Source organism: Prevotella sp. MA2016, from assembly GCF_000619825.1.
Lineage (GTDB): Bacteria > Bacteroidota > Bacteroidia > Bacteroidales > Bacteroidaceae > Prevotella.
Genome location: NZ_JHUW01000008.1, coordinates 137,441 through 162,598, shown reverse-complemented (window position 1 = coordinate 162,598; position 25,158 = coordinate 137,441). Strand labels below are relative to the sequence as shown.

Genomic DNA, 25,158 nt, shown 5'->3' with positions numbered 1-25,158 from the left:
CCCCTTCTGATTTAATAGTTTTGATTATGAAAGGGAAAAATAGATCTTTTGCTTCGAAGATGGCACTGCGGCTCGCGTTGTGGGGACTGGCCATCACAGTGAGTGTGGGGTGCTTTTTCTATCACTACACGCGCAAGGAGATAACGGCGCTGTATGCTGAGAACTTTCACATCAGAATGCAGATTAACTATGAATATACACGCCGCGTGCTGTCTGACGTGTATGTACAGGTGGTAAACAATGTGACCTATATCGAGCACATGCTTGATAAACCCGATAGCCACCTGGAGGTGATGGAGCGCATCGTGCACAATGGTAATCGCGTGCACAGCTGTGGCATGAACTTCATCAGAAACTATTACCCGGAGAAAGGCGAACGCCATTGTCCCTTTGCATGGCGAAACCCTAAGAATCCCAAAGAGATTCTGACAGAGGAGAAGGGGGATAAGGATTTTGACTACCTGAACGACCGCTGGTTCAGAAGTGTCATCGAAGGTGATACCTGCCAATGGAGCGACCCCTTCTATGATGGCTATGACAACACAACAGAACTAGTTGCCTATATGGTGCCCATTCATGATGCCGAGGGAAAGCCTGTGGCTGTGTTGGGAGCCGACATTTCGCTCGACTGGTTGACCAGCAAACTGGAGGAGACGGATAGTGCCTATAATGCGCACTCACCCTTTGCTGCATATATGTTTGGACTGAGATCAGAAAGCTTTATTATCAACTATGATGGAAAGTTTATCACCCATCCTAAGGCCGAGAAAAAGCTGGAAAGCAACTTCTTTAACCACGTGATGGGAGGTGAGAAAGGTAGGACTACCTTGCTGGAGAGAAAAATGAAACAGGGTAGGATGAGTGGCATGGAGACCAACGAACGCTACCTGTTTAATGGCGTGGAGAGCTACTTCTTCTATACCCCAATGAAATACACCAATTGGATCATGGTAACGGTGGTGCCATGCCGGCAATTGGATATGCTGGGCACGATGTATGTGCTGCGATTGATAGGCATATTCTTCCTGGGATTGCTGCTATTGGTGATTGTAGTGATTATTTATTTAAGAACAGAAGATAGAATAAAAAATGAAATTAATAAGTTGGAATGTGAACGGCCTGAGGGCATGTGAGGGTAAAGGATTCAGTGATGCCTTTCGCGAGTTGGATGCTGATTTCTTCTGTCTGCAGGAAACAAAAATGCAGGCAGGACAGTTGGACTTGGCTTTTGAGGGCTATGAGAGCTACTGGAACTATGCCGACAAGAAAGGTTATAGCGGTACGGCCATCTTTACCAAGCACCACCCGCTGAGCGTGAGCTATGGTATCGGCATCGATGAACACGACCACGAAGGGCGTGTGATTACATTGGAAATGGATAACTTCTACCTCGTGACCTGCTATACACCAAACTCGCAGGACGGATTGAAGCGTCTGGACTATCGCATGCAGTGGGAGAACGATTTTCGAGCCTATCTCTTGCAGTTGGACGCCAAGAAACCTGTGATATTGTGTGGCGACCTGAACGTGGCACACCAGGAGATTGACTTGAAGAACCCTAAGACCAACCGCATGAACGCGGGCTTTACCGACCAGGAACGCGAGCAATTCTCAAACCTCTTGGCTGCAGGTTTTACAGACTCGTTCCGCTATAAATATCCAGAGCAGGTGACTTATTCCTGGTGGAGCTATCGTTTCCAGGCGCGACAGAAGAATGCAGGATGGCGTATCGATTACTTCGTGATTAGCAACAGCCTGCGTGAGCGCATGGAGGATGCCCATATATATACAGAAATACTGGGCAGCGATCACTGCCCAGTAGAACTCAAAATAGATCTTTGATAGATTAGATACCAAGACCTTTCTTCAGCTTGTCGGCTGCACCATCGATGGCCTCATTGGCCTTCTTCTTGGCGTCTTCCTTGGCTGCGGTTGCTGCATCCTCAACAGCTTTCTTGGTGCTATCGGCAACGGCCTGACCAGCCTGCTGTACACCACCTACTGCACTGGCAAGGGTGTTAACAACGGCATCGGCAGGGGCTGCAGTGAGGCTCTCTACGGCAGCTGCAACAGCAGCATTATCGCCTGCAAAGGCCTTGATCTGCTCGGCATTGGTCTTCAGGAACTCCTGAATCTTGGTGACATACTCGGCGGCCAGTTCGGGGTTGGTGGTAAGGAACTCCTTCACCTGCTCCTGAACGGTGGCGAGGGTCTCCTGGAATTTGTTGGCATCCTTAGCCTCGATCTGCTCGCTCAGAGCACTGGTGATGGCGGTTACGGCTTCGTCAACATTCTGTTCGGCTACTACTGTGCTGTCTGTGGCATCAGCGGAAGTCTGAGTCTTGTTACCACAAGATGCAAAACCCATGGCCACACAGGCCACTACTGCGAAAAGAATTTTTTTCATCATGCTTTTGAATTTTAAGTAAAACAATAAAAGTGACTTGATATGTGGCAACAAAAATACATTTTTTTGCAATATGGTGGCTCAAATAGGCTGTTTTTTTTATTTTTTTTATACTTTTGCACACGTTTTTTTCAAGATAACAAGTTTTATAGAAGATGATGACAACATTTGCATTCAAGCCGAAACTTTTGTCGACACTTCGGCACTACAACAAACAACAGTTTACCACCGACCTGCTGGCTGGTATCATCGTAGGTATCGTGGCACTGCCACTGGCCATCGCCTTTGGTATTGCTTCGGGCGTAACCCCTGAGAAAGGTATCATCACGGCCATCGTGGCTGGACTCATCGTGAGTGTGCTGGGTGGTTCGAAAGTACAGATTGGCGGACCTACTGGTGCGTTTATCATTATTATCTATGGCATTATCCAGCAGTACGGATTTGAGGGACTGACCATCGCCACACTGATGGCTGGTGTATTCCTCATCATGTTTGGTGTGCTGCATCTGGGAACCATCATCAAATATATTCCTTACCCGATTGTGGTGGGTTTCACCAGCGGTATTGCTCTCACCATCTTCACCACACAGGTGAAAGACCTCTTTGGACTGACCATGGAGAGCGTACCAAGCGACTTCGTGGAGAAGTGGATGGCCTATTTCAGAGACTTTGGTACCATCGACCCTTGGAGCGCTTTGGTGGGTATCGGATCTGTAGCAGTGATTGCGGCATGGCCTATGGTGGCCAAGTATAACAGTATCCTGAAGAAGTTGCCAGGATCACTGATTGCCATTATCGTGATGACTGTCGCTGTGCTGCTGCTCAAACAGTATGCAGGCGTTATGAGTATAGAAACCATTGGCGACAGATTCTCAATCTCGAACCAGTTGCCTGAGGCTGAAATGCCCGCTTTGTCATGGGATGTGATTAAGGGTTTGGTATCGCCAGCTATCACTATCGCCATCCTGGGTGCCATAGAATCTTTGCTTTCAGCCACGGTGGCCGACGGTGTGATTGGCGATCGCCACGACTCTAATACGGAGCTCATCGCTCAGGGTGTGGCCAACCTGGCAAGTCCTATCTTTGGTGGTATCCCTGCAACGGGTGCTATTGCGCGTACAATGACCAATATTAATAATGGTGGACGTACACCTGTGGCTGGTATCGTGCATGCTGCCGTGCTGCTGCTCATCTTCCTTTTCCTCATGCCACTGGCTAAGTATATCCCAATGGCTTGTCTGGCTGGTGTGCTGGTGATTGTGAGCTACAACATGAGTGGATGGCGCTCGTTTGCATCTATCATGAAGAACCCAAAGAGCGATGTCATCGTGCTCTGCGTAACATTCCTTCTGACTGTTATCTTCGATCTTACCATCGCTATCGAGGTGGGGCTGATATGTGCTTGCTTACTGTTTATGCGCCGAATGGCTGAGACTACCGATGTGAAGGTGATCAGTGATGAGATTGACCCTGCTGAAGAGCAGAGCGACTTCCAGTTGGGCAACCTGGAGCACCTGACTATCCCTGAAGGCGTAGAGGTTTATGAGATTAACGGTCCTTACTTCTTTGGTGCAGGAAATAAGTTTGAAGACTTGATGAGTACTATGGGGCATCAGCGTCCTAAGGTGCGTATCATACGTATGCGTAAGGTGCCTTTTGTGGATTCTACTGGTATCCACAACCTGACTAACCTCTGCTTGATGAGTCAGCAGGAAGGCATACAGGTAGTGCTCTCGGGTGTGAATCCTAAGGTGCAGGCTGTACTTCACAGAGCTGGTTTCGATCAGATGCTGGGCGAGGATAATATCTGCTCGCACATCAACGTTGCCTTAGAACGAGCCAAGAAGCTCGTCTAAGTGAAAGGGAAGTTTTAACTTAACTTCCCCTTCTATTCCCTTTAACTTCTAAAATAAGGATTGTAAAGCTTTTCGTCGCCGATGGTTGTCTTGGGGCCATGGCCGCAATAAACAGCGGTGTCGGTGGGGAGCTGAGCTATAACTGTCTTCAGACTGTTCATCATTTCAGTATAGCTGCCGCGCTCAAAGTCGGTGCGACCTATACTCATGCGGAACAGTGTATCGCCTGTAAAGGCCACTTTCTCTTCGGCACAATAGAAGGTGACGCCACCAGGAGTATGACCTGGAGTGGGAAGAACCTCAAAAGCATGGTTACCAAAACGGATGATTTCGCCTTTAACGAAATAATGACCAGGCTGGGGGAAGGTCCAGTCGAGCTTGACACCAGCCATAGCTTCGAACTGTCCTGGAATGTCGGTAATAAGCCACTCGTCTTCTGCGGCTATCTCTGGCTTCAGTCCCCATGTGTCGTAAACGGTGTTGATGCCAAAGTTATGGTCAAAATGACCATGGGTGCTCAATAGGTGGACAGGTTTGAGCTGGTTGGTGTTGATATAGTTGACCAGCGCCTGGCGCTCCTCTGGATAGAAGGCTCCACAATCAATGATGACACACTCCTGACTGTCGTCGCTCACAACGTAGGTGTTCTCGTCGAGCAGGTTGAAACTGAATGTCTTGATATTAAGCATTATAGTGGCAAATAGATAACGTATTTCTCCTTGAACCAATCCTCGCTGAAGAACTGCGAGATGTCGGTGGTCTCTACAATGTTACGATAGGGTTGCAGTTCGGCCTGCAAGTCGCCACCCTTCAGGCAGATGATGCCATTAGGCAGTGCGTTTTGTTGCGTCTTTGAGATATTCTTTCGCATCAGCTTTACCAAATCGGGCAGAGGCATCACAGCACGGCTCACAATAAAGTCGTACTTATCTTTTTCGTCCTCACCACGCAGATGGGTGGGCTGGCAGTTCTTCAGACCGATGGCGTTACATACTTCCTGGGCCACGCGAATCTTCTTGCCTGTGCCGTCGATGAGTTTGAACTGGCACTCAGGAAACAGGATGCTGAGGGGCACACCAGGAAAACCTCCGCCTGTGCCAAAGTCGAGAATGCGTGTGCCTGGACGGAAGTTGATCATCTTGGCGATGGCCAGCGAGTGGAGCACATGGTGCTCGTAGAGCTGATCGATATCCTTGCGTGAAATAACGTTGATCTTGGTATTCCAATCGCGATAGAGTGCGTCGAGGGCATCAAACTGCTGGCGCTGCTCTGTGCTAAGCTGTGGAAAGTATTTCTGTATAATATCTGCTGTCATTGTACTGATTTGATAAATGCGGGTTTTACGAATTTCTGTAATTGTGCAAAGGTAAGTATCAGCTCGATAGTGCCCAACTCGAGCGAGGCAATCTCAGAAGGATTATAGATAAAGGTGATGGTGTTGTCACCTACAATAAAGTTTTCGGGTACGTAGATATCCACCTGGTCCAGATACCCCTTTTCCTTAAGCTGACTCAGATTCTCTGACTCTGTCTTCTCCATGAGAGCCTTGAGCAGCAGTGGGGGCAGTTGGGTTTCATAGCCCGACACAAAAATGTCTTTTATGCCGATTTCCTTGCCTGTCTCACTATAGAAATTAAGGGGAATAAGCTGGTGGATGCTGTTGGCATGCCCCTCGCTGTAATCAATGGTGGCCAGATAGGCCAGGGTGCGGCGTGAGGTTTGCTCGGTGGTGGAATTGATGATGTAGTGAAACTCATACCATGAGCGCTTGGTGGTGTCGCCACGATCTTCGTTGTACAGGGGGAGCATATTGCTCTTGTAGCTCATCGTATAGCCCTCTGTAAAGCGATCCATAGCGCCCTGAATGCTCATGTCTTCCTGGTTGAAAAAGCGATAGACCACAGCTTCATTTATTCTCTTACCTGCCTCACCGCTCTCTTTGGTAGCACTAGCCATCTTCAGACTGACACTGCACAATGGTGACTGTTCCTCATTAGAGAGACGTACAGTTTTTTCGGCCTGAAGCATTTCGAACGTCAGTTTGCCTTCGTCCTCATTCCTGCAACCAGTAAAAAAGGTGAGAATAGCGAAAAAAAGTGCATATTTGAGTTGGTTTGCCATATTTTTGCTCTAATTTCTGTGCAAAATTACACTAAAATCTCGAAAATAGCAAATTTCTCATAAAAAATTACTAATTTTGCAGCCGAATATTAACAGAATCATTACAACCCGAATGAATTCTCAGAGTACGCCCGTACATATCAGATTGTGGCATAAGGATTTTTGGCTCATGGCAATTGCCAACTTCTTGTTGGCCATGTCTGTCTATATGTTGGTACCTACCATGCCTGCTTGGCTGATGGAGACCCAGGAGTTTTCTGTTCAGAATGCTGGCATAGCCATGGCTGCTTTTGGTGTAGGATTGTTTGCCCTTGGGGCTTTTATATCATACCTGGTTCAGCACTATCGTCGTAACTTGGTGTGTATCTATGCTGTGCTTATGGAGGCACTGCTGATTGGTGCATTGTATTATCTGGATGGGTTGCACATGCGTGTGGCCAGTCCGATTATTATCTATGTGCAGCGCTTTGCTATGGGAGCCGCTTTCGGATTGGCGCAGATGGTGCTGACGAGTACATTGATTATCGACACGAGCGAATCCTTCCAGCGCACAGAAGCTAATCATTCGGCTGCTTGGTTCTCAAGGTTTGCCCTCTCGATGGGACCAATGGCTGGACTGGTCATCGGCAGGCAGCTTGGTTTCCAATACGTGTTGTTGGGTACTTTGGGATGTGCACTGGCTGTGATCTTAATGGTGCTGATGGTGAACTTCCCATTCAGAGCTCCGCAGGATGATATCCCGACAGTGAGTCTGGATCGCTTCTTCCTGCCTCATGGATTCCCTTTGTTCCTTAATCTGCAGCTGGTAACGCTGGCTGTGGGCATCATCTTGTCGGTAGTGCATGTAGAGCAGTTTTACTCGATGATGATGGTGGGATTTGCTGTGGCCATCTTGTCGCAGCGCTTTGTGTTTAAAAATGCTGAACTGAAGAGCGAGGTGGTGACAGGACTCATCCTGATGGGGGTTGCCCTGCTGATGCTGATAACACGCCATCTGCCTATCGTACTGCTTGCAGCACCATTGTTTATTGGTATGGGAGTAGGACTGATAGGAGCGCGCTTCCTGCTGTTCTTCATCAAACTGAGTCGCCACTGCCAGCGAGGCACCTCACAGAGTACTTTCCTACTGGGATGGGAGAGTGGCATAGCATGGGGTGTGGGCATCGGACTGGCCGTGCTGAAAGGGGATGTGCTCTCTGGCTTGGTTGCTGCTTTGGTGCTGGTGATAGTGGCTTCGGTTATGTATCACTTTACACACAATTGGTTTACAAATAATAAAAACAGATAAAATAGGAACATGTCCTTAGCCTCGGCAGAGTGAGGCATAAGGACATGTTTCACAACGATGCTGATCATCAGTTGGTACAAATGCTATCTGGGCATTGAAGATGTCGGCCAACAGTTGATTGAGCAACTCGATAAACTCCTCGGAATAGGTAGCTATATCAGTTACTTTTTCTTTTCCTATCTTTAATGTCGGGTCATAGCCATCACCACCTGCATGCTGAATGAACAGCAGGCAAGGCGACACCATCTCTGGCGTGTTGGAGCGTACGATGTGCGCATAAAGGAACGTCTGCAGGAAATAGTCACTATGCTCCTTGATAGCTTCTTGCGAAAAAATGGCGGCTACATGGGGCATAGCTTTGACGTTGCGAGATCCTGTCTTGTAATCGACAACACGAATGCGCTCCAGACCTGTTTCGGGATCGGTAATGCTGTCTAAACGGTCGATGATACCTGCTATATACTTATCGCCTAGCGTGATGTTGACCCATTTCTCAAGTCCAAGAATACGGAAGGGGGTCAGGCCCCTGTCGCATTCTAATAGCTGGCGCAGGTACTTGATGATAACCTCACGGTTGATGAGTTGCAGACCATCAAGTGGGGGGAGGGGGCGCGAGGCATCATCGATATGGAAGAACTCTTGTTTGATGCCTTCATCCACCATGTGCACTATGGTCACTGCGTCTTTTAATAGATCATCGAGCGCCATTGTGGTGATGGTGTTATGGGTTTGAGACAGGTATTGGTAAACCAACTGGGCTGCCTTGTGGAAAATGTTACCAAACAGGCGATTGTCTATCAGGTCGTCGTCGGTATTGTCGGGTTCTTTTAGTTCGCATACAAAACGGTAGAAGAAGCGGAGCTGGCAGCGCAGATAGGTGTTGATGGCTGTAGGACTAATACCACCTGCATCTTTGCTGAAGCGTTTCTGCAACTGGGTCATTACTTCTGGCGTTTTGACAATCACTTTGGGCGCGTGCAACTGTGGCATCTGACCTGCCTTGAGGGTCTGAAACGTGATGGGTATCTTATTGTCGACCATCAGTTGCAGCATAAAGCGCGACATCTCGGCTGCCTGACCATCACTGGTGGCATTGTTATACAAAATAGTTACATCGCTGGCACGTTGCAGCAGGCGATGGAAATAGTGCTCATAGATAGACACCTTATAATCTACAGTGGTCAGTCCGTAGGCTTTACGAAGTGCATAGGGGATAAACGAGGTGTCGTTGACGCCACGTGGCATGTTGCCCTCGTTGCACGATAGCAGTAGAACATGGTCGAAGTCAAGGTTACGTGTTTCAAGCACGCCCATCACCTGGATGCCTTCTGCCGGTTCGCCATGGAAGGGGATGGAGGTGGAGGTTATCAACTGACCTATCAGGTGCTGAAGTGTAACGACATTTACGCACAGCACACCGCTATCTACCAAACCACTCAGACGGTTGAGTAAGGTGTACATGCGGAACAGACTTTCTGTATCCAAAGGTGAGTCGATGATAGGACTCTTGGAGGTGGCAATGGTCTGTGTGATATGAATGAGCCAATGCAGCATGGACTGGATATCTTGATACCGTTGCGAGGCAAAGTCGTCGGGCATGATGCTGGCATAGGGATGGCGCTTGATGCTCTCTACCCAACGGCGGGCAAACTGCTGCTTGCGCAGTGAGTAGCCATGAACCTGCATGTTCAGAAGCGTGTTGATGAGTGAAGCTATCGACGTCTGACCGAGTGGGTAACCAGTGGTGATGTTCACTTTATCTACTTGTTCGGGCAGACAGTGGATGACCGTCTGCAGCAATCCCTCGTTGCAAAGTACGATGGCGGTATGGCGCCCACCTTGGATGCGCTCGTTGTTCAGCCAATCGCCAATATAACGTGCCTGAATGTTTTCTGTAGGGGCAGAGATGAAATGAAGGTGGCGAGGGGGTATCTCGTCAGTGTCCTGATAGAACAGTGCCTTGCCTTGTTTCTCCAAGCGACTGAAGAGTGTTTGCTCTACTTGTTGCAGGAGGTTGAAGCCAATAAATACGTAGGTGTCGTATTCAAACTCAATCGTTTCGTCGGTGGCCACCTGGCGATAGAGGGCACCCTCGTAAGCCAGTTGTTTCTCGGCCAACTTCTGATTGAAGGTGTGGTATATCTCGGCGAGATGACTCCAGAGGCGCAGGAAACGCTCTTTGAGCTCCGTGTTATGCTCGTCAGAGAAATTGCTGAAGAAGCGTTTGATCATCTCGCGCTGCTCGGGGGTGAGATACGAGGTGTCGTCGAGTTCATGGATGTCGCGCAGATTGGCAAGCACCTTATCGGCGGGGGCCATATTCTTATCCAAATCATCAAAATCGGCCAATAGCAGTTGGCCCCATCCATAGAAATGGTCGAGTGGTTCGTCGGTGCCTGTGCAGGCTAAGAACACACGATGCAGTTCGCATATCAATAGGATAGGGTCGGCAACCTGAAGTTGGGAGTGCGAACGAAACAAATCGCTGATGGTGATATAGGCAGGGCTCCAGATGGGTTTGCCAGCCAGGCGTGCCAAGTGCTCGTTAAGAAATAGCGAGGCTCGCTTGTTGGGGAATACCACGGCTACGCGCGAGAGGTTGGTACCATATCTTGAAAGCAGATCTTCTGCTACATGTTCGAGGAAACTCTTCATACTTCTTCTATTTTATTGCTGTAAACATACCAAAGGTAGCCTTTGATATTCTGATGCCCCATGGATGCCAGCAGGTTCATATATTGGTGAACCTGTGCATGATATTCTGGGGCGGGATGACCAAATTTAAAATCTACTACTATCCACTCTTTACCATCTGTCATCACACGGTCAGGACGATGTTCCTTCACTTCGCCATCTTCTACTGAGAGAATGGTACACTCATTAAAAAGAGTCCAGTGAGGGGAGAACCAAGAGGCTACACGTGGGTCGGCAAGACGTTTGCGCAGCATGGTTGTAATCTTCTCGGCTGTCATCTCTTCGTCGTAGAGAATACCCTCGAATTGAAGGCGTTGCAGGGCTTCTGGAATGTCCTTTTCTGTTTGGATAGTTGAGAATATCTCATGGAGCACACTACCTGCCTGAATATAACGACGTTGTTGGTCTGTCTCGTCGCCCTCGATAAAGTCGCGACTACGATTACTCTGACGGAAGTTGATCTTGCTGTCAAAGGTGCGGATAGATACGTTCACGCTCTCGGCCTTTTGCAGGAACGGATTCTTGCTAATGGGGGTAGATGAACTGGCTGCCTTAGTAGGTGTGGCAGCATCGGTGCCGTATGAAAACACAATGGCAGCCTGATCATCTTCCATCCCTTCCAATTGAGCTGTAGGCATATCGCCTGCCACTAATGGCAAGCACTGCTCAATCAGTGCGGAGCGAGAACCTTTGGCGCCACGCTTGCCAATGACATAGAGACTCTTGGCAGCACGAGTAAAAGCCACATAGAGCAGATTCAGATTATCTACTGTGTTTTGCAGGTGCTCATGCAGATAGTCGGCCTCGTAGATGGTGCCCATCAGTTGCTTGTTGTAATCGATGGGTACGATAGGGAGGTCGCTGAATGGGGCTTCTTGAGGATGGCACCAGATAGTGTTGTCGGTATTCTTCTCCAAGGTCCAGTCGCAGAAGGGGATGAGTACATGGTCGTACTCCAACCCCTTTGACTTATGGATGGAGATAAGACGGATGCCATTGGTCTCGTCGCTCTGTATGGTTTTCTTGCAAAGCGACTCTTCCCACTCGGTGAGGAATGACTGGATGTCGGTGGTGTTCTCATTGACATAACTGGCCAACTGATCATAGAAGGCGCACAGATAGGCTCCCTGACCCTCCAGGCGATGCAACTCGAAGATGGCGTAGATCTTCTCGGCAAGTTCATAGAGTGGTAGGGTGAGCAAATCGTCGAAATGCTTGATATAGGCCTCAGGCAGATAGCTGTCGAGATCTGTGCCGGCTATCATAAATTCATCGTCGCCCAACTCTTCCTTGCCTTGCACTGTGCAAAGCCAGGTCTTCACAATGGAGGCCTTGGTGAGACTATCTGTGGGAGTGAGCAAAAGCTGCAAGGCCTGAATGATCAGGCATACTGCGCTTGAGGCATCTAAGCGGAAGGCTTCGTCGCTAACAATACTCACTGTGGGCAGATGCTCCAGGAAATACTGGGCGATGATGGGTATCTGGAAATTGAAACGTACCAGGATAGCAATGTCTTTCTGACTGACACCCTTTGCTATCAGTTCGCTCACGTTCTCTGTGAGCTGTTGCAATACCTGCTCCTGATAATCGTCGTTAGGTAGCAGTTTGATTTCTATCTTACCTTCTTGCTGGCGCTTTTCAGGCACCTGTTGGGTTACGTCGGCATAGGCTTTCTGTAGTTGTTCGCGCTCGATGCTATTCAATTCTTCGAGCTCTTTGTATTCTGATTGAGCCGCATGGGTGAAGAACTGATTATTGAAGTCGATGACATTGCGGGTAGAGCGGTAGTTGGTAGAGAGCGACTTGATGTCTATCAGCATCGAATTAAACTGCTGCTCGATGCCATTCAACAATCGCCAGTCGCCTGAGCGCCAGCGATAGATGCTCTGCTTCACGTCGCCCACAATCAGGTTGCTGCCATCATCATGACTCATCGTCTCTGAAAGGAGCACCTTGAAGTTCTGCCACTGAATGGTTGAAGTGTCCTGAAACTCATCAATCATCACGTGCTTAAGTTGGGTGCCAATCTTCTCGAAGATAAAAGGTGAGTCGCTGCCATCAATCAGTGCGTGGAGCAGTTGCTGTGTATCGCTCAGCAGGAATCTATTCTCTGTTGCATTCAAGTCGTGCACCTTCTTCTCAATACTACTCAGCAGGCGCAACTGATTAAGATGGCGCAGGGTGAGGTCGGCCGACTTGTAGATTTTCCACTGTGTGGGTAGTGAATCATAGGCATAGCGTAGTATCTGCAGCAGCGATGATTCTACCACCTGCAGCACCATATCGCGCTGTGGATGGGTCTTGGTGCACCATTTCCCAGGATCCTCCAAGTGAGTGGTCACTGTAGATGTGATGATGGAGGGGTCGAAAGTGCCTCTACAGAGCTTATTGAAGAAACTGGCAATGCCCGTTTTCTTCTTCGACAGGTCGTCAACGCTGAGCCCTTCGCCTTCGAGAGTGTCAAAGAAACTCACACCTATCTCCTTCATGTGGTCCTCGGCAGCCTTGCGAAGTTCGCGCAGATTTCTGGTGTAGTGCTCAAAGAAGCCTTCTTCGCTCATCTTCTGATTAAGCGTGCTGCTTACTTCTTTATAATAGTCCTTAAAGATGTGCTGACCAAACTTCTTAATCTGGGCTATAACGTTCCACGACTTGTCGTCTGAAATATTCTCCATGATATACTTCAGAATCCATTGCAGCATGACATCTTCAGTGGTCAAGTCTTCTATCAACTGATCTACGGCAAGTTCTTCCACCTGATAGTCATTCAATCCAATGCGCAGATTGGTGGTCAAGTCGAGCTCGCGTGCCATATTGCGTAGCACACTCTGAAAGAAGGTGTCGATGGTTTCTACACGGAAATAGTTGTAGTTATGTGTAAGATTATTGAGCGCAATACCTGCACGCTCACTGATGACGTGAGGCTCGAGACTTGTCTTGGACTGGATAACGGAGAGATAGTTGTCTGATTCTGGCAGTTGCTTCCAGATGCCATACAACTGACTGAGGATACGCATCTTCATCTCCTCTGTGGCCTTGTTGGTAAAGGTTACAGCCAAGATGTTGCGATAGCTTTGTGGATTCTCCACCAGCAAGCGTATGTATTCGGTGGCCAGTGTGAACGTCTTGCCGCTGCCTGCACTGGCTTTATATACGGTGAGTGGTTTTATTGATTCGTTTACCATCTTCTGAATAGTTCAAATTCTACTTCTACGCCTATGCGGTCGAAATGGGTGTTACGGAAACTGGCAAAAGCGCCTACTGAGATGTATCTGTTGGTGAAACCATAGCCCAACTCGTAGTAAGGGCGAGAGTTTTGCAACAATACGGAACTCAGATAGAATCGCTCTTTCTCTATATATTTTCCCAGATAGGGAATCCAAGTGGCCACCAGCATAGGTGACTCGTATGACACATTGCCACGGAGATAATAATCAGACTCGTTGTAAACACGACTTCTGAGCAGTTGAAAGTTACCACTCCAGTCGTCATCCCAGCCTTCTGGCAGATTCTCGTCGTGGAAGTTTGCGAAATCTACAAACAGGTTATCCTTCTTATTGGTATAGAAACCTGCACCTGCTCGGAGGTTGAGCAGTCGCAGTCCTGGAATCTTCTTCTTCCACTGAGCATCAAACTCCCAGCGCTCGTACTCCAAATCTGACTTGTTGACATCCTTGATGCCTCGTTCATAGTTGGCTGTTAATACAGGACCGCGATTTAACCAAGGTGAGAACTTCAAGCCGATGATAGGTGCAAAACTGCGATACTTGGTGGGCATATCATAGGATTGCATAATCTCCTTGTTGACAGCCGAGCGGCAATGGTAGATGAATCCAGTCTCGATATCAAGCCAACTGAACACCATGATGTTATTCGTGATGCTGAGATACCTGTCCTTGAATTTGTCAATGTTTGTATTGTCGAAGTTGATAGTGTCTTGATGTGCTTTGTTTATCACGTTCATGACACTCGAATTACTGATGCGGTTGCCATTACCATATATCAACTCAACAAAACCATTTCGCTTAGGGTTATACGTCATGCGTAATGGTGCTGTGAAGTAGAACTGATGGTCTCTGAATGTGTAACCGAAAGTGGGATTAAGTGTCAGATACCGGTGTGGTGAGAAATTGTATTGCGAACGAAAACGCATTTTGTAACGTACACCACGATTGTGACTATAGCTGATGTATAGCGGGTTGATGATGGGCGACATCTTGAAATTGGCATCATCTGATTCTGCGCTGATAGGTGTCACGAGATTCTCACCAATGGTATCCCAGAAGATCTTTTTCCAAAAGCGCTCTTTCTTTGGAATGGTGTCCTGGTCCAAGCTGTCATGAAGTAATTGCTGGTCGTAGGCATCGTAAATCTGCTTGTCTGTCTCTGAAAGAGGAGTAGGTCGAACCTTTGCCATCGCACTCCTGCTATCAAGCTTGTCGATGGAGTCGGGAAGCATTTCGTTGCAGTTGTAGCTGGCATCGAAGAGCGCTGAAATTCTGTTGCCCATAAACCTGAATGTGGCTGCTGTGGTGCATTTGGCTGGCATCACAGAGCGTCCGCCTTCTTTGCCCTGAGTAACCTCAGTACGGAAAGTGATCATGTCGAATTCACCATTCAGTAGGGTACGGATGATGCGGCCTGTCTCTGTTTCTACGATTGCATAACCATTCAGTAGCTGGGTGTTATATATCTTCGGACGGAACTCCAAACGCGTGGTGCCATCATGCTGCGACTTCTGGTTGAAATGGTAATATCTGCGATTGGTCTTGTTGAAAGGCGAGAGCATATGTCCATCGTAGAGCGCAATATCATAAATGTTTGGAGTCATATAATCAAGTAGGGTGGGCAGGGCTTTGCGATTCTGCTGTATCGTACCTGATAGTATCTGGTTTGAGATGTTGTAATTGTGGGCATCCTTAAATACCACCTTACTGTATGATTCGCGGATGTAGTCTTTCGGCTCCTTGGTCAACACATACATCGAAGGGATAAGCTTCAATATGGAATTGCGCTTGTCAACATGGTAGAGAAACTTTGCATACACCTGATCCTCGAGACTGTCGATGGCTGGTGTATGGGTCTTCTGATAGTTATAGATACGATTCAAGACAACCAGCGAGTCACGCTTGTTGCCCGCTGATACTCTGATGGCCATACTCAGAAGTATGGCGCTCAGTAGTGTCTTGGTGAATAGTTGATCGTATCTCAAAGTTATTGATATTATTTTATTCCAGTTTCTCTTTCAGGTATTTACCTGTCAGACTTCCTTTGCATGCTACAACCTCTTCAGGTGTGCCCGCTACTACCAGATTACCACCTTTGTCGCCTCCGTCAGGACCTAAATCAATCACGTGGTCGGCGCATTTTATTACCTCCATATTATGCTCGATAATCAAGATGGTGTGACCTCTTGCTATCAGCGCTTCGAAGGCTTTAAGCAGGCGTTGGATGTCGTGGAAGTGAAGACCAGTGGTAGGCTCGTCGAAGATAAAGAGTGTGGGCTCCTGTTTCTCCTGACCAATGAAGTATGCCAGCTTTACACGCTGGTTCTCACCACCTGACAGCGATGATGAGTTCTGACCAAGTTTAATGTATCCCAAACCAACATCCTCAAGTGTCTTCAGGCGCTTCACGATGGTTGTCTCACCACCTTCCTGGAAGAATGTGATGGCTTCCGAGATGGTCATATTTAATACATCATCTACACTCTTGCCATGATAGTTCACATCCAGAATCTCTTTCTTGAATCGGTGACCATGACAGGCTTCGCATTCCAACACCAAGTCGGCCATAAACTGCATCTCAACAGTAATGGTACCTGCTCCCTTACACTCTTCGCATCGACCGCCATCAGCGTTAAATGAGAAGTACTGTGGGGTAAAGCCCATCTGCTTGGCAAGTGGCTGCTGAGCATAAAGTTCACGAATAGCATCGTAGGCTTTTACATAGGTAGCAGGGTTTGAACGGCTACTCTTACCTATCGGGTTCTGATCCACAAACTCAATGTGCTTGATAGCTTCAATATCGCCGTCAAGTCCGAGATATTCGCCTGGCGCATCACAAGCATCTCCCAGACGCCTGCGTATAGCAGGATAGAGAATACCTTTGATGAGGCTGGACTTGCCAGAACCTGAAACGCCTGTTACTACAGTCATCACGTTGAGAGGAATCTTTACATCAATTCCTTTCAGGTTGTTCATGCGTGCACCTTTGATGGTGATGAATCTGTTCCAAGGGCGTCGGGATGCTGGTACGGGTATCTCTTCCTGGTGTAACAGGTATTTGACCGTATAACTCTTGGGCCACTTCTTGAGAGAGGCGGGTTCTACTTCCTTGGCATCGCCATCAAAAACAACCTCACCACCCAAGCGACCTGCATCGGGACCAATATCAATCAGATGGTCGGCGGCGCGCATAATCTCCTCATCATGCTCAACCACTACAACGGTATTGCCTAACGACTGTAGTTCCTTCAGTACATGAATCAAACGGTCGGTATCTCTAGAGTGCAAGCCGATGCTGGGCTCATCAAGAATATACAATGAACCAACCAACGAACTGCCTAGTGATGTACAGAGGTTGATGCGCTGACTCTCTCCACCTGAAAGGGTGTTAGAGAGACGGTTAAGCGTGAGATAGCCCAAACCGACATCCAACAGGAATTGGAGGCGGCTTTTGATTTCTACCAGCAGTCGCTTACCTACTTCTGCATCGTGGGCATCGAGTTCCAGATGCTCGAACCATTCCTTTACTTTTATGACTGGCATCTGAACCAGATCGGTGATACTGCGTCCACCTATCTTTACATAGTCGGCTTCTGGTTTCAAGCGTGTGCCATGACACTTCGGACAAGTAGTCTTGCCACGATAGCGTGCCAGCATCACACGATATTGTATTTTGTACTGGTTCTCTTTCACCATCTCGAAGAAACTGTCGATACAGGGGCGCTCTGCCTTTCCATTGTCGGATGGCAGACCATGCCATAACCAGTCTTTTTGCTTCTGACTGAGGTTCATGTATGGTTCAAAGATGGGGAAATCGTCTTTTGCGGCATTGCGACAGAACCAATCTTGCCACTGCTTCATCTTATCACCATGCCAACAAACCACGCAACCATCGTAAACAGAAAGGGTTGTATTGGGTATCACTAATTTCTCATCGATACCAATAATTTTCCCAAATCCCTGGCATTCGGGGCAGGCGCCTGCTGGCGAGTTGAATGAGAACATCTGGTCGGTAGGCTCTTCGAAGGTCATTCCATCGGCCTCGAACTTCATAGAGAAATCGTAGAAGATGGTGGGTGGGAAGAGCAAGCGCAATTCGCCGTGACCTTCATAGAAAGCCGTCTCGGCAGAATCGACCAGTCGGGCGATAACATCTTTGCTGTCATCAACCGATAGGCGGTCGATGACTAGGTAGATGCTAGCCTCACTAGCCTGGCTAGCCTGACTAGGATTACTAGCCAGATAATCATCGATTCTTTGGAAATCGCCATTCATGTAAATGCGGGCATAGCCTTCTAGCTGGTAGGTCTTGAGTTGCTGCTCCATGGTGCGCCCTTCGCGTAAATGGATGGGTGCCATAACCACAAATCTTGTTCCTTTAGAAAACTCCAGCATCTTCTGTACCACATCCTCGGTAGAATGCTTCTTTACCTCGCAACCACTAATGGGTGAATAGGTATGGCCGATGCGGGCAAACAGCAGACGCAGATACTCGTAAATCTCTGTGCTGGTGCCCACAGTGCTTCGTGGATTGCGTGATATCACTTTCTGCTCGATAGCGATGGCAGGCGGTATGCCACGGATAAAGTCACACTCTGGCTTGTTCATTCTGCCAAGGAATTGTCGGGCGTAGCTCGACAAACTCTCTACATAACGGCGTTGGCCTTCGGCATACAAGGTGTCGAAGGCCAAAGATGATTTACCGGAGCCACTGACTCCGGCAATCACTACAAATTGGTTTCGGGGTATCTTGACGTCAATATTCTTAAGGTTATTGACTCTTGCCCCTTTTATCTCTATTGAATCACTCATTCATTATTAAAGAATACTCTTCACGGCCTCGAGCATGCCTACGCTCTTAATGAGGTCGAGATCCTGCTTCACCATAGCGTTCAGACCAGGAATCTTATTCAAATCTTCCTGCCAGATGAATTCAGCACCCAATACACCATCGGTAACCTTCTGTGTGTCGCCTGTTGCCCAGAGCTCCTTCAGCAGGTCCATAATCTTCTGGTCGTCGTTAGGTACGATCTCAACACCATCCTCGCGCTTGCCACCCTTATAATAGGTGATGATAGCAGCCAAACCGAATACCAATCCCTTAGGCAACTCGCCTTTGCGCTCCAGATAGGTCTTCACACCGGGCAGGTCGCGAGCCTGGAACTTGGGGAATGAATTAAGCATGATGCTGGTAACCTGGTGGTCAACGTATGGGTTGTCGAAACGCTCCAGCACGTCGCCGGCAAACTTCTCGAGCTCGTCCATTGGCAGGTCGAGGGTCTGCATCAGCTCGTCAAACTGAACTTTGTGGATATATTGGCTGATAACCTCATGGTTGCAAGCATCACGAACAATGTTAACACCACTCAGGAATGCTACAGGGCTCAGCACGGTGTGAGGACCATTGAGCAGGGTAACCTTACGCTTGTGGTAGGGCTCCTCTGAAGGTACGAACAGTACGTGCAGACCTGCTTTGTCGGCAGGGAACTCCTTTTCAACTTCTTTTGGAGCCTCGATAACCCAAAGGTGGAAGTTCTCGGCCTGTACAACCAGATTATCACGATAAGAAATCTTTTCCTGAATCTCTGCAATCTCTTTGCGTGGGAATCCTGGTACAATGCGGTCAACGAGAGTGGCATAAACACCACATGCCTCTTCGAACCACTGCTTGAAGTCGGCGCCAAGGTTCCACAGCTCAATATACTTATAGATGCAATCCTTCAGAACGTGTCCGTTCAGGAAAATAAGTTCACATGGGAAGATGATAAGACCTTTAGTCTTGTCGCCATTGAAAGTCTGATAGCGGCGATACAACAGCTGAACCAACTTTCCGGGATAGCTGCTAGCAGGTGCATCCTCGAGCTTGCAAGAAGGATCGAAAGCGATACCAGCCTCAGTGGTATTTGAGATAACGAAACGAATCTCTGGCTGATCGGCCAAAGCCATGAAGGCGGCATTTTGTGTATATGGATTCAGCGCGCGGCTGATAACATCAATTCGCTCCAATGTGTTTACAGGTTTACCGTTCTCGCGGCCCTGCAGATTTACGTGGTACAGACAGTCCTGAGCATTAAGCCAGTCAACCATACCTTTCTCGATAGGCTGAACAACTACAACCGAACCATTGAAATCGGTCTTCTGGTCCATGTTCCAGATAATCCAATCAACGAAAGCGCGGAGGAAGTTTCCTTCGCCAAACTGAATAACCTTTTCAGGCATTACGCTCTTAGGAGCAAACTGTTTGTTTAGTGGTTTCATTTTTAAATATTGTTTTAATTGTTACTCATTTCGACTGCAAAGATAGACGAATTTTGTGATACTTCCAAATTTAAAGAACCGAAATGCATAAAAAAACACGAAAACCTTTGCGCTAAATTTTGTTGATGTCAACATAACCATGCATCACAGCATAAATGGTGAGGGCTGACACGCTTTTGAAGCCCAGTTTATCCATGATATTCTTGCGATGAGTGATGACAGTTGCCAGTCCGATGTTCAGTTTGTCGGCGATTTCTTTATTGATTAATCCTTGTGCAATCAGCGACATCACCTCGATTTCGCGATCAGACAGGATTTTCTGATTCAAGATAGCTGGCATAGGAGGCATGTTCTTGCCGCCACCGTGAGCATGCTGCTCAAGCATCAGCAACGAACGAACCAACTCTTTCTCTGGTACGTTCACGCATAGGCTATGGAACTCTGACAACTGCGACATGGTGTCGAGTGATAGTGTCAGGACGATGGTTTTGCGTTTGCGCTCTATGAAGAATGGCATATTCTCCAATACCACAGCCATCGCTGTGAAATAGTGGAAGTAGCTGTCGGGATCGTTGGCTTCAAGCTCCGTCAGCGATCCATATACATCTACTGTCATGATAGGCATGACATTCTGGAGAATAGCCTTCAACCCCAATGCCGAGAGGGTATTGGGGTCGATGATAGCTATCTTGGGTCTATTGTTCATGATAAGAATCCTAATAATGCACCAGCGGCTACAGCCGATCCAATCACACCTGCTACGTTTGGTCCCATGGCATGCATGAGCAAGAAGTTGTGACGGTCGTACTCCAGACCGAGGTTGTTAGATATACGTGCTGCCATTGGTACGGCACTTACGCCGGCGTTACCAATCAGCGGGTTCAGTTTCTTGCCTTCAGGCAGGAAGAGGTTCATCAGCTTAACAAAGCATACACCCGATGCAGTGGCAATCATAAAGGCCATGGCACCTAAGGCGAAAATCTTGATGGTGTTAAAGGTGAGAAACTCACTGGCCTGAGTAGAGCAGCCAACGGTCAAACCTAGTAACATCACTACGATATCGTTGAGTGCTGCACCTGCAGTCTTAGCCAAACGGGTGGTCTTGCCACTCTCCTTCAGCAGGTTGCCAAAGAACAGCATACCCAGCAAGGGCAGGCCCGATGGTACGATGAAGGTGGTGAGCAGCAGTCCGATGATAGGGAACAGGATGCGCTCAGTCTGCGATACCTCTCTACCTGGCTTCATCTTGATGACGCGCTCCTTATCGGTAGTGAGCAGGCGCATGATGAATGGCTGGATAACGGGTACCAACGCCATGTATGAATAAGCACAAACAGCGATGGCTCCCATCAGGTTGGGTGAGAGTTTAGAACTCAGGAAGATGGCAGTAGGACCATCGGCACCACCGATGATGGCGATACCTGCAGCCTGCGAAGGCTCGAAACCCATAGCCAGTGCAACCATATAAGCTCCAAAGATACCGAACTGGGCGGCGGCACCAATCAGCATCAGCTTGGGGTTGGCCAGCAGAGCTGTAAAGTCGGTCATAGCACCGATACCCAGGAAAATAAGTGGTGGATACCAACCCTGGCGCACACCTTGGTAGAAGATGTTGAGCACAGAGTTGTCCTCATAAAGTCCAATCTCCAGTCCTGCGTCTGCACGGAAGGGGATATTGCCAAGAATGATGCCTAGTCCGATGGGGACGAGAAGCAGTGGCTCAAAGTCTTTCTTGATGGCAAGCCAGATGAAGAAGGCTCCCACGGCAATCATGATAAGATTTCCTACCGTCGCATTGGCAAAAGCGGTATAGGTAAGAAACTCATGAAAGTTCTGTATGATAAACTGTCCTAAATCCATAATTATCAATTATCAATTGTCAACTAACCTATGGTGAGTAGAACAGAGCCTTCCATGACGCTTTCACCTTGTTTCACGGTGATAGATGTAACGGTGCCAGCGTACTCAGATTCGATGTTGTTCTGCATCTTCATTGCTTCGAGCACCAGAACCACGTCGCCCTGCTTTACCGTGTCGCCTACGTTCACCTTCACATCAATGATGGTACCAGGCAGCGGGGCCTTGATGGCTGAACCAGTGCTTGCTGCTGCGGGCGCGGCGGCGGCTGGAGCAGCTGCTGGAGCTACAGATGGACGAGCCACAACTTTGGGGGCCTCTACATGTACTTTCTTCAGGGTGCTTGTGGGGTTGATGGGCTGTTTCAACTCTACGTCGAAACGCACGCCATTCACTACTACTTTGGCTACGTTGCCCTCCACTTCTTCTATCTCTACGTCGTAATCAACGCCTTGTACTTTATATTGATACTTGTTCATAATGTTCTATCGTATTTCTGGGGTTGTTGGGATTTTAGGTGCATTGTGTGATGTGGGAATAATGGGTTTTGAGAAGTGCGTCATCTGACTGCCTTCGTCGGCCCATCCCGTTTCACGGGCTTTGATAGTGATGATACCACTCTCTACATCGTGAACATCGTCTTGATACTGCTTCAAAGCCATAGAGATGACGGCGATGTAAACCTCCTTGTCTATACCCTTGGTTTTCAGACCATCCTGCAGAATGTTACCTGTGGCATGAGCCAGATCGTGGGTAACTTCGACAGTTTTGGTGATGGGCTTGATGGGTTGGGTGTTGGCCACTTTCTTCGCCATCTCGATATTACGCATCACAAGTCCGAAAATCCAGAAGAACAAAAAGAGCACTAACAGACAGAAGAATACGATGCCCATGGCTAGCAGGGTAATGCCGAAGCCATGTGGGTCTTCGCGCTTCAGATAAGCGTCTTTTGTCTCATCGGTCTTAATGAAGTTCTCAATGCCTGGTGTTACGTTCTCAGCCGATTTTACAGCCCATGCCTTGGCATTCTGTCGGGCATAGCTCTGATCAGCAGCCAATGCTGGGATGGTGACTGAGTCGATAAGTTCTGTGGCATTACCATTGTAGAATCCCAGCCAGATAGGCTCCGACATGGGGACGTTGAGTGAGAGATGCAACTTACTCTGTGTTGGGTTAGAGTTGCAATAGAAGATCAGATGCTGGCGCCCGCCTATCTGCGTACGAGGGTCGCCACTGGGGATGACACTCATGCGCTTGATACGTTCAGGCACACTCATTTTGGGATTGAGTACGGAGCGGTCAGTAGTAAAATACATACCACGCACGTTATAGGTAGTGAACGAGGTGTTCTCCAACTCTATCCATGCGTGGTTCTGTCCGTAGTCATCCTGGATGCTGGCGCTATTGTTGGTCAGCACCTCGTTAATGCGAATGTTCTTGGCTCCTTGAGCCATCATCGCCGTGGTGCCAGCCAGCAATAGTCCGCTGAGCAGGATTTTGGTTTTCTTCATTTTTAGTTGGTGTATTATTATATTGTTTCTAGATAATTCTAGATAATCTAGTATTACTAGTTTTACTAGTATTCCTAGTTGGCTGCGGAATTAGCCGCAGAAGAAGAGTACTACTATCTGGGCTGTAAAGATGCGTAGGAACATCGCCAGCGGATAAACTGTTGAGTAGCCCAGAGCAGGAGCTTCTTTAGAGCAGATGCTGTTAGCATAAGCCAGTGCGGGGGGATCGGTATAGGTACCAGCTATCATACCTGCCAGAGTAAAGTAGTTGAAACCAAACTTCAAGCGGGCGATAGGACCTACAATCAGGATAGGAATAATAGTAATCAGGAAACCTGTGAGCACATAGAGCAGACCGTCGCCCTGAACTACTGTCTCAAAGAATCCTGCACCAGCCTTGATACCTACAGATGCCAAGAAGAGCACCAGTCCAATTTCGCGTAACATCATGTTAGCCGAAGTGGTGGTATAGGTTACCAGATGTATCTTATAACCGTATCGGCCGATGAGAATGGCGATAATAAGTGGACCACCTGCCAAACCTAACTTCACGGGAACAGGCATGCCTGGGATGGCCAATGGGAACATACCAAAGATAAGACCAATGAAGATGCCTACGAAGATAGTAGCGATGTTAGGTGCATCCAGACGGCGGATAGAGTTACCCATTTTTCCTGCCACACGATCTACAGCGTCCTCAGGACCAACTACCATAATGCGGTCGCCAACCTGCAGGGGCAGTGTGGGAGAAGCGAAGATGTCCATGCCATGACGGGTGACGCGAGTAACGTTTACACCATGTACACTTGAGAAGTGGAGCGAAGCCAGTGTCTTACCGTTCACCTTTGGATTGGTGATGACGATACGCTTAGATACCATTGGCTGATCCTGCTGCTCAAAGTCGATGTCGAGTTTTGGTCCGATGAAGGCGGTGATAGCCTCCTGGTCGGCCTCGGCACATACAATCAGCATCTGGTCGCCTAAGTGGAAGATGGTGTCGCGGTTAGGTATGCAAAGTTCTCCGTTAGAAACCAGACGAGATACTACAAAGTCGCGATTCAAGAAGTCGTGAACCTGAAGCAGGGTCTTGCCCTCAAGATACTTGTTGGTTACTTCGAGGTGCATCTTGTATGGCTTCTTGTTGGCGTTGGTCTCGTCGAGAGCCTCAAGCTGCTTTTCCTCGTTGTCGAGCTTAACCTTGCAGATGTACCTTACTAATATAATAGCGCCGATAATGCCGAGCACACCGAGTGGGTAGGCACAGGCATAGGCCGATGCAATCTGTGGAGCATTGCTGCCGAAAACTGTTGTAAGGGCTTCGTTGGCAGCACCAAGTCCTGGCGTGTTAGTTACAGCACCATACAGCGTACCAACCATCATAGGCAGATTGTTGATGTTGCTGGTGTCGAAGAAGATGTAGTAGCATCCAAACATCACGAGGATGTTGAGCAGGATGGCTGTTGCAGCCACTGCGTTAAGTTTGATGCCCTGTGTGCCAAAACTCTCAAAGAATCCAGGACCAACCTGCAGACCAATCATAAATACAAATAGGATCAGTCCGAAATCCTGTACGAATGTAAGAATGGGAGTTGGAGCGGTAAAGCCGATGTGTCCAGCAAGGATTCCGGCAAACAAAACAAAGGTTACTCCTAATGATACTCCAAAAAACTTAATTTTTCCTAAATAGACTCCAATTGCTATCACAATAGCATAGAGCAGCGCAATATGTGCTACCGAGTCTGTCGTCGTAAAAAGGTCACTTAACCACTGAAATGATTCCATAAATAATTCTAAATAATACCTATTCTTTAAAATTTCTCAAATTTCGGTGCAAAGGTAGTTAAAAAATGCTCATCTTTATCATTTTTGTGCATCAAATTTCGCATAAATAGTGTTTTTTTATTTCTTTCACACTTCAAAATGATGTTTTGTGCAAAAA

General features: G+C 48.0%; 18 protein-coding genes. 4 read left to right on the top strand and 14 right to left on the bottom strand.

All coding sequences use genetic code 11. The annotated features are described in order from the left end of the window. Positions 1–59: 59 nt before the first annotated feature. Both T360_RS0104970 and T360_RS0104965 read left to right on the top strand, forming a co-directional pair. Positions 60–1,133 carry a cache domain-containing protein gene (locus T360_RS0104970; protein ID WP_197019268.1) on the top strand — a complete coding sequence of 358 codons (1,074 nt, stop codon included), beginning with the start codon at positions 60–62 and terminating at the stop codon, positions 1,131–1,133. Continuing rightward, entirely contained in the window at positions 1,090–1,842 is a 753-nt protein-coding gene (locus tag T360_RS0104965; protein WP_028911794.1) for an exodeoxyribonuclease III, read from the top strand. The genes T360_RS0104970 and T360_RS0104965 overlap by 44 nt, the downstream gene beginning before the upstream one ends. A gap of 4 nt (positions 1,843–1,846) precedes the next feature. Here T360_RS0104965 and T360_RS14685 read toward each other — a convergent pair whose 3' ends face one another. Continuing rightward, entirely contained in the window at positions 1,847–2,410 is a 564-nt protein-coding gene (locus T360_RS14685; protein ID WP_155949386.1) for a hypothetical protein, read from the bottom strand. 155 nt (positions 2,411–2,565) lie between these two features. Here T360_RS14685 and T360_RS0104955 point away from each other — a divergent pair, with 155 nt between their 5' ends. After that, a complete protein-coding gene (locus T360_RS0104955; protein ID WP_028911793.1) occupies positions 2,566–4,263 on the top strand; it encodes a SulP family inorganic anion transporter in 1,698 nt (565 codons plus the stop codon). Between the two features lie 41 nt (positions 4,264–4,304). Here T360_RS0104955 and T360_RS0104950 read toward each other — a convergent pair whose 3' ends face one another. From T360_RS0104950 to T360_RS0104940, 3 genes are read right to left on the bottom strand one after another with little or no spacing between them, the layout of a single operon-like run. Next, the gene (locus tag T360_RS0104950) at positions 4,305–4,952 is read right to left on the bottom strand and encodes an MBL fold metallo-hydrolase (protein WP_028911792.1); all 648 of its coding nucleotides are present in this window, start codon (positions 4,950–4,952) and stop codon (positions 4,305–4,307) included. Then, positions 4,952–5,578 carry a 16S rRNA (guanine(527)-N(7))-methyltransferase RsmG gene (gene rsmG, locus T360_RS0104945; RefSeq protein WP_028911791.1) on the bottom strand — a complete coding sequence of 209 codons (627 nt, stop codon included), beginning with the start codon at positions 5,576–5,578 and terminating at the stop codon, positions 4,952–4,954. Before rsmG ends, T360_RS0104950 begins: the two co-directional genes overlap by 1 nt. Beyond that, on the bottom strand, positions 5,575–6,384 hold the full coding sequence (locus T360_RS0104940; protein WP_028911790.1) for an RsiV family protein: 810 nt from the start codon (positions 6,382–6,384) through the stop codon (positions 5,575–5,577). Before T360_RS0104940 ends, rsmG begins: the two co-directional genes overlap by 4 nt. 112 nt (positions 6,385–6,496) lie before the next feature. Between T360_RS0104940 and T360_RS0104935 the strand changes: the two genes are divergently transcribed. Beyond that, entirely contained in the window at positions 6,497–7,672 is a 1,176-nt protein-coding gene (locus tag T360_RS0104935) for an MFS transporter (RefSeq protein ID WP_028911789.1), read from the top strand. A gap of 15 nt (positions 7,673–7,687) precedes the next feature. Here the strand turns inward: T360_RS0104935 and T360_RS0104930 are convergent, their stop codons facing one another. The 10 genes from T360_RS0104930 to T360_RS0104885 form a co-directional block, all read right to left on the bottom strand. After that, the gene (locus T360_RS0104930; protein WP_028911788.1) at positions 7,688–10,327 is read right to left on the bottom strand and encodes a PD-(D/E)XK nuclease family protein; all 2,640 of its coding nucleotides are present in this window, start codon (positions 10,325–10,327) and stop codon (positions 7,688–7,690) included. After that, complete coding sequence (locus T360_RS0104925; RefSeq protein WP_028911787.1) at positions 10,324–13,551, bottom strand: exodeoxyribonuclease V subunit beta; 3,228 nt, start codon at positions 13,549–13,551, stop codon at positions 10,324–10,326. The genes T360_RS0104930 and T360_RS0104925 overlap by 4 nt, the downstream gene beginning before the upstream one ends. Continuing rightward, positions 13,545–15,578, bottom strand: a complete 2,034-nt coding sequence (locus T360_RS0104920) for a DUF5686 family protein (RefSeq protein ID WP_155949385.1) — start codon at positions 15,576–15,578, stop codon at positions 13,545–13,547. The genes T360_RS0104925 and T360_RS0104920 overlap by 7 nt, the downstream gene beginning before the upstream one ends. 16 nt (positions 15,579–15,594) lie before the next feature. Next, the gene (gene uvrA / locus T360_RS0104915; RefSeq protein WP_028911785.1) at positions 15,595–18,405 is read right to left on the bottom strand and encodes an excinuclease ABC subunit UvrA; all 2,811 of its coding nucleotides are present in this window, start codon (positions 18,403–18,405) and stop codon (positions 15,595–15,597) included. Between the two features lie 6 nt (positions 18,406–18,411). Next, positions 18,412–19,851 (bottom strand): tagaturonate reductase, encoded by a 1,440-nt coding sequence (locus tag T360_RS0104910; RefSeq protein WP_028911784.1) that lies wholly within the window; start codon positions 19,849–19,851, stop codon positions 18,412–18,414. A gap of 112 nt (positions 19,852–19,963) precedes the next feature. Continuing rightward, positions 19,964–20,557: a response regulator transcription factor gene (locus T360_RS0104905; protein ID WP_028911783.1), complete on the bottom strand. Its 594-nt coding sequence runs from the start codon at positions 20,555–20,557 to the stop codon at positions 19,964–19,966. After that, a complete protein-coding gene (locus tag T360_RS0104900; RefSeq protein ID WP_013065095.1) occupies positions 20,554–21,711 on the bottom strand; it encodes a sodium ion-translocating decarboxylase subunit beta in 1,158 nt (385 codons plus the stop codon). The genes T360_RS0104905 and T360_RS0104900 overlap by 4 nt, the downstream gene beginning before the upstream one ends. A 23-nt stretch (positions 21,712–21,734) precedes the next feature. Beyond that, on the bottom strand, positions 21,735–22,187 hold the full coding sequence (locus T360_RS0104895) for a biotin/lipoyl-containing protein (protein WP_028911782.1): 453 nt from the start codon (positions 22,185–22,187) through the stop codon (positions 21,735–21,737). 6 nt (positions 22,188–22,193) lie between these two features. Next, a complete protein-coding gene (locus tag T360_RS0104890) occupies positions 22,194–23,219 on the bottom strand; it encodes an OadG family transporter subunit (RefSeq protein ID WP_028911781.1) in 1,026 nt (341 codons plus the stop codon). A gap of 90 nt (positions 23,220–23,309) precedes the next feature. Continuing rightward, the gene (locus T360_RS0104885) at positions 23,310–25,001 is read right to left on the bottom strand and encodes a putative transporter (protein ID WP_028911780.1); all 1,692 of its coding nucleotides are present in this window, start codon (positions 24,999–25,001) and stop codon (positions 23,310–23,312) included. Between the last annotated feature and the right edge of the window lie 157 nt (positions 25,002–25,158).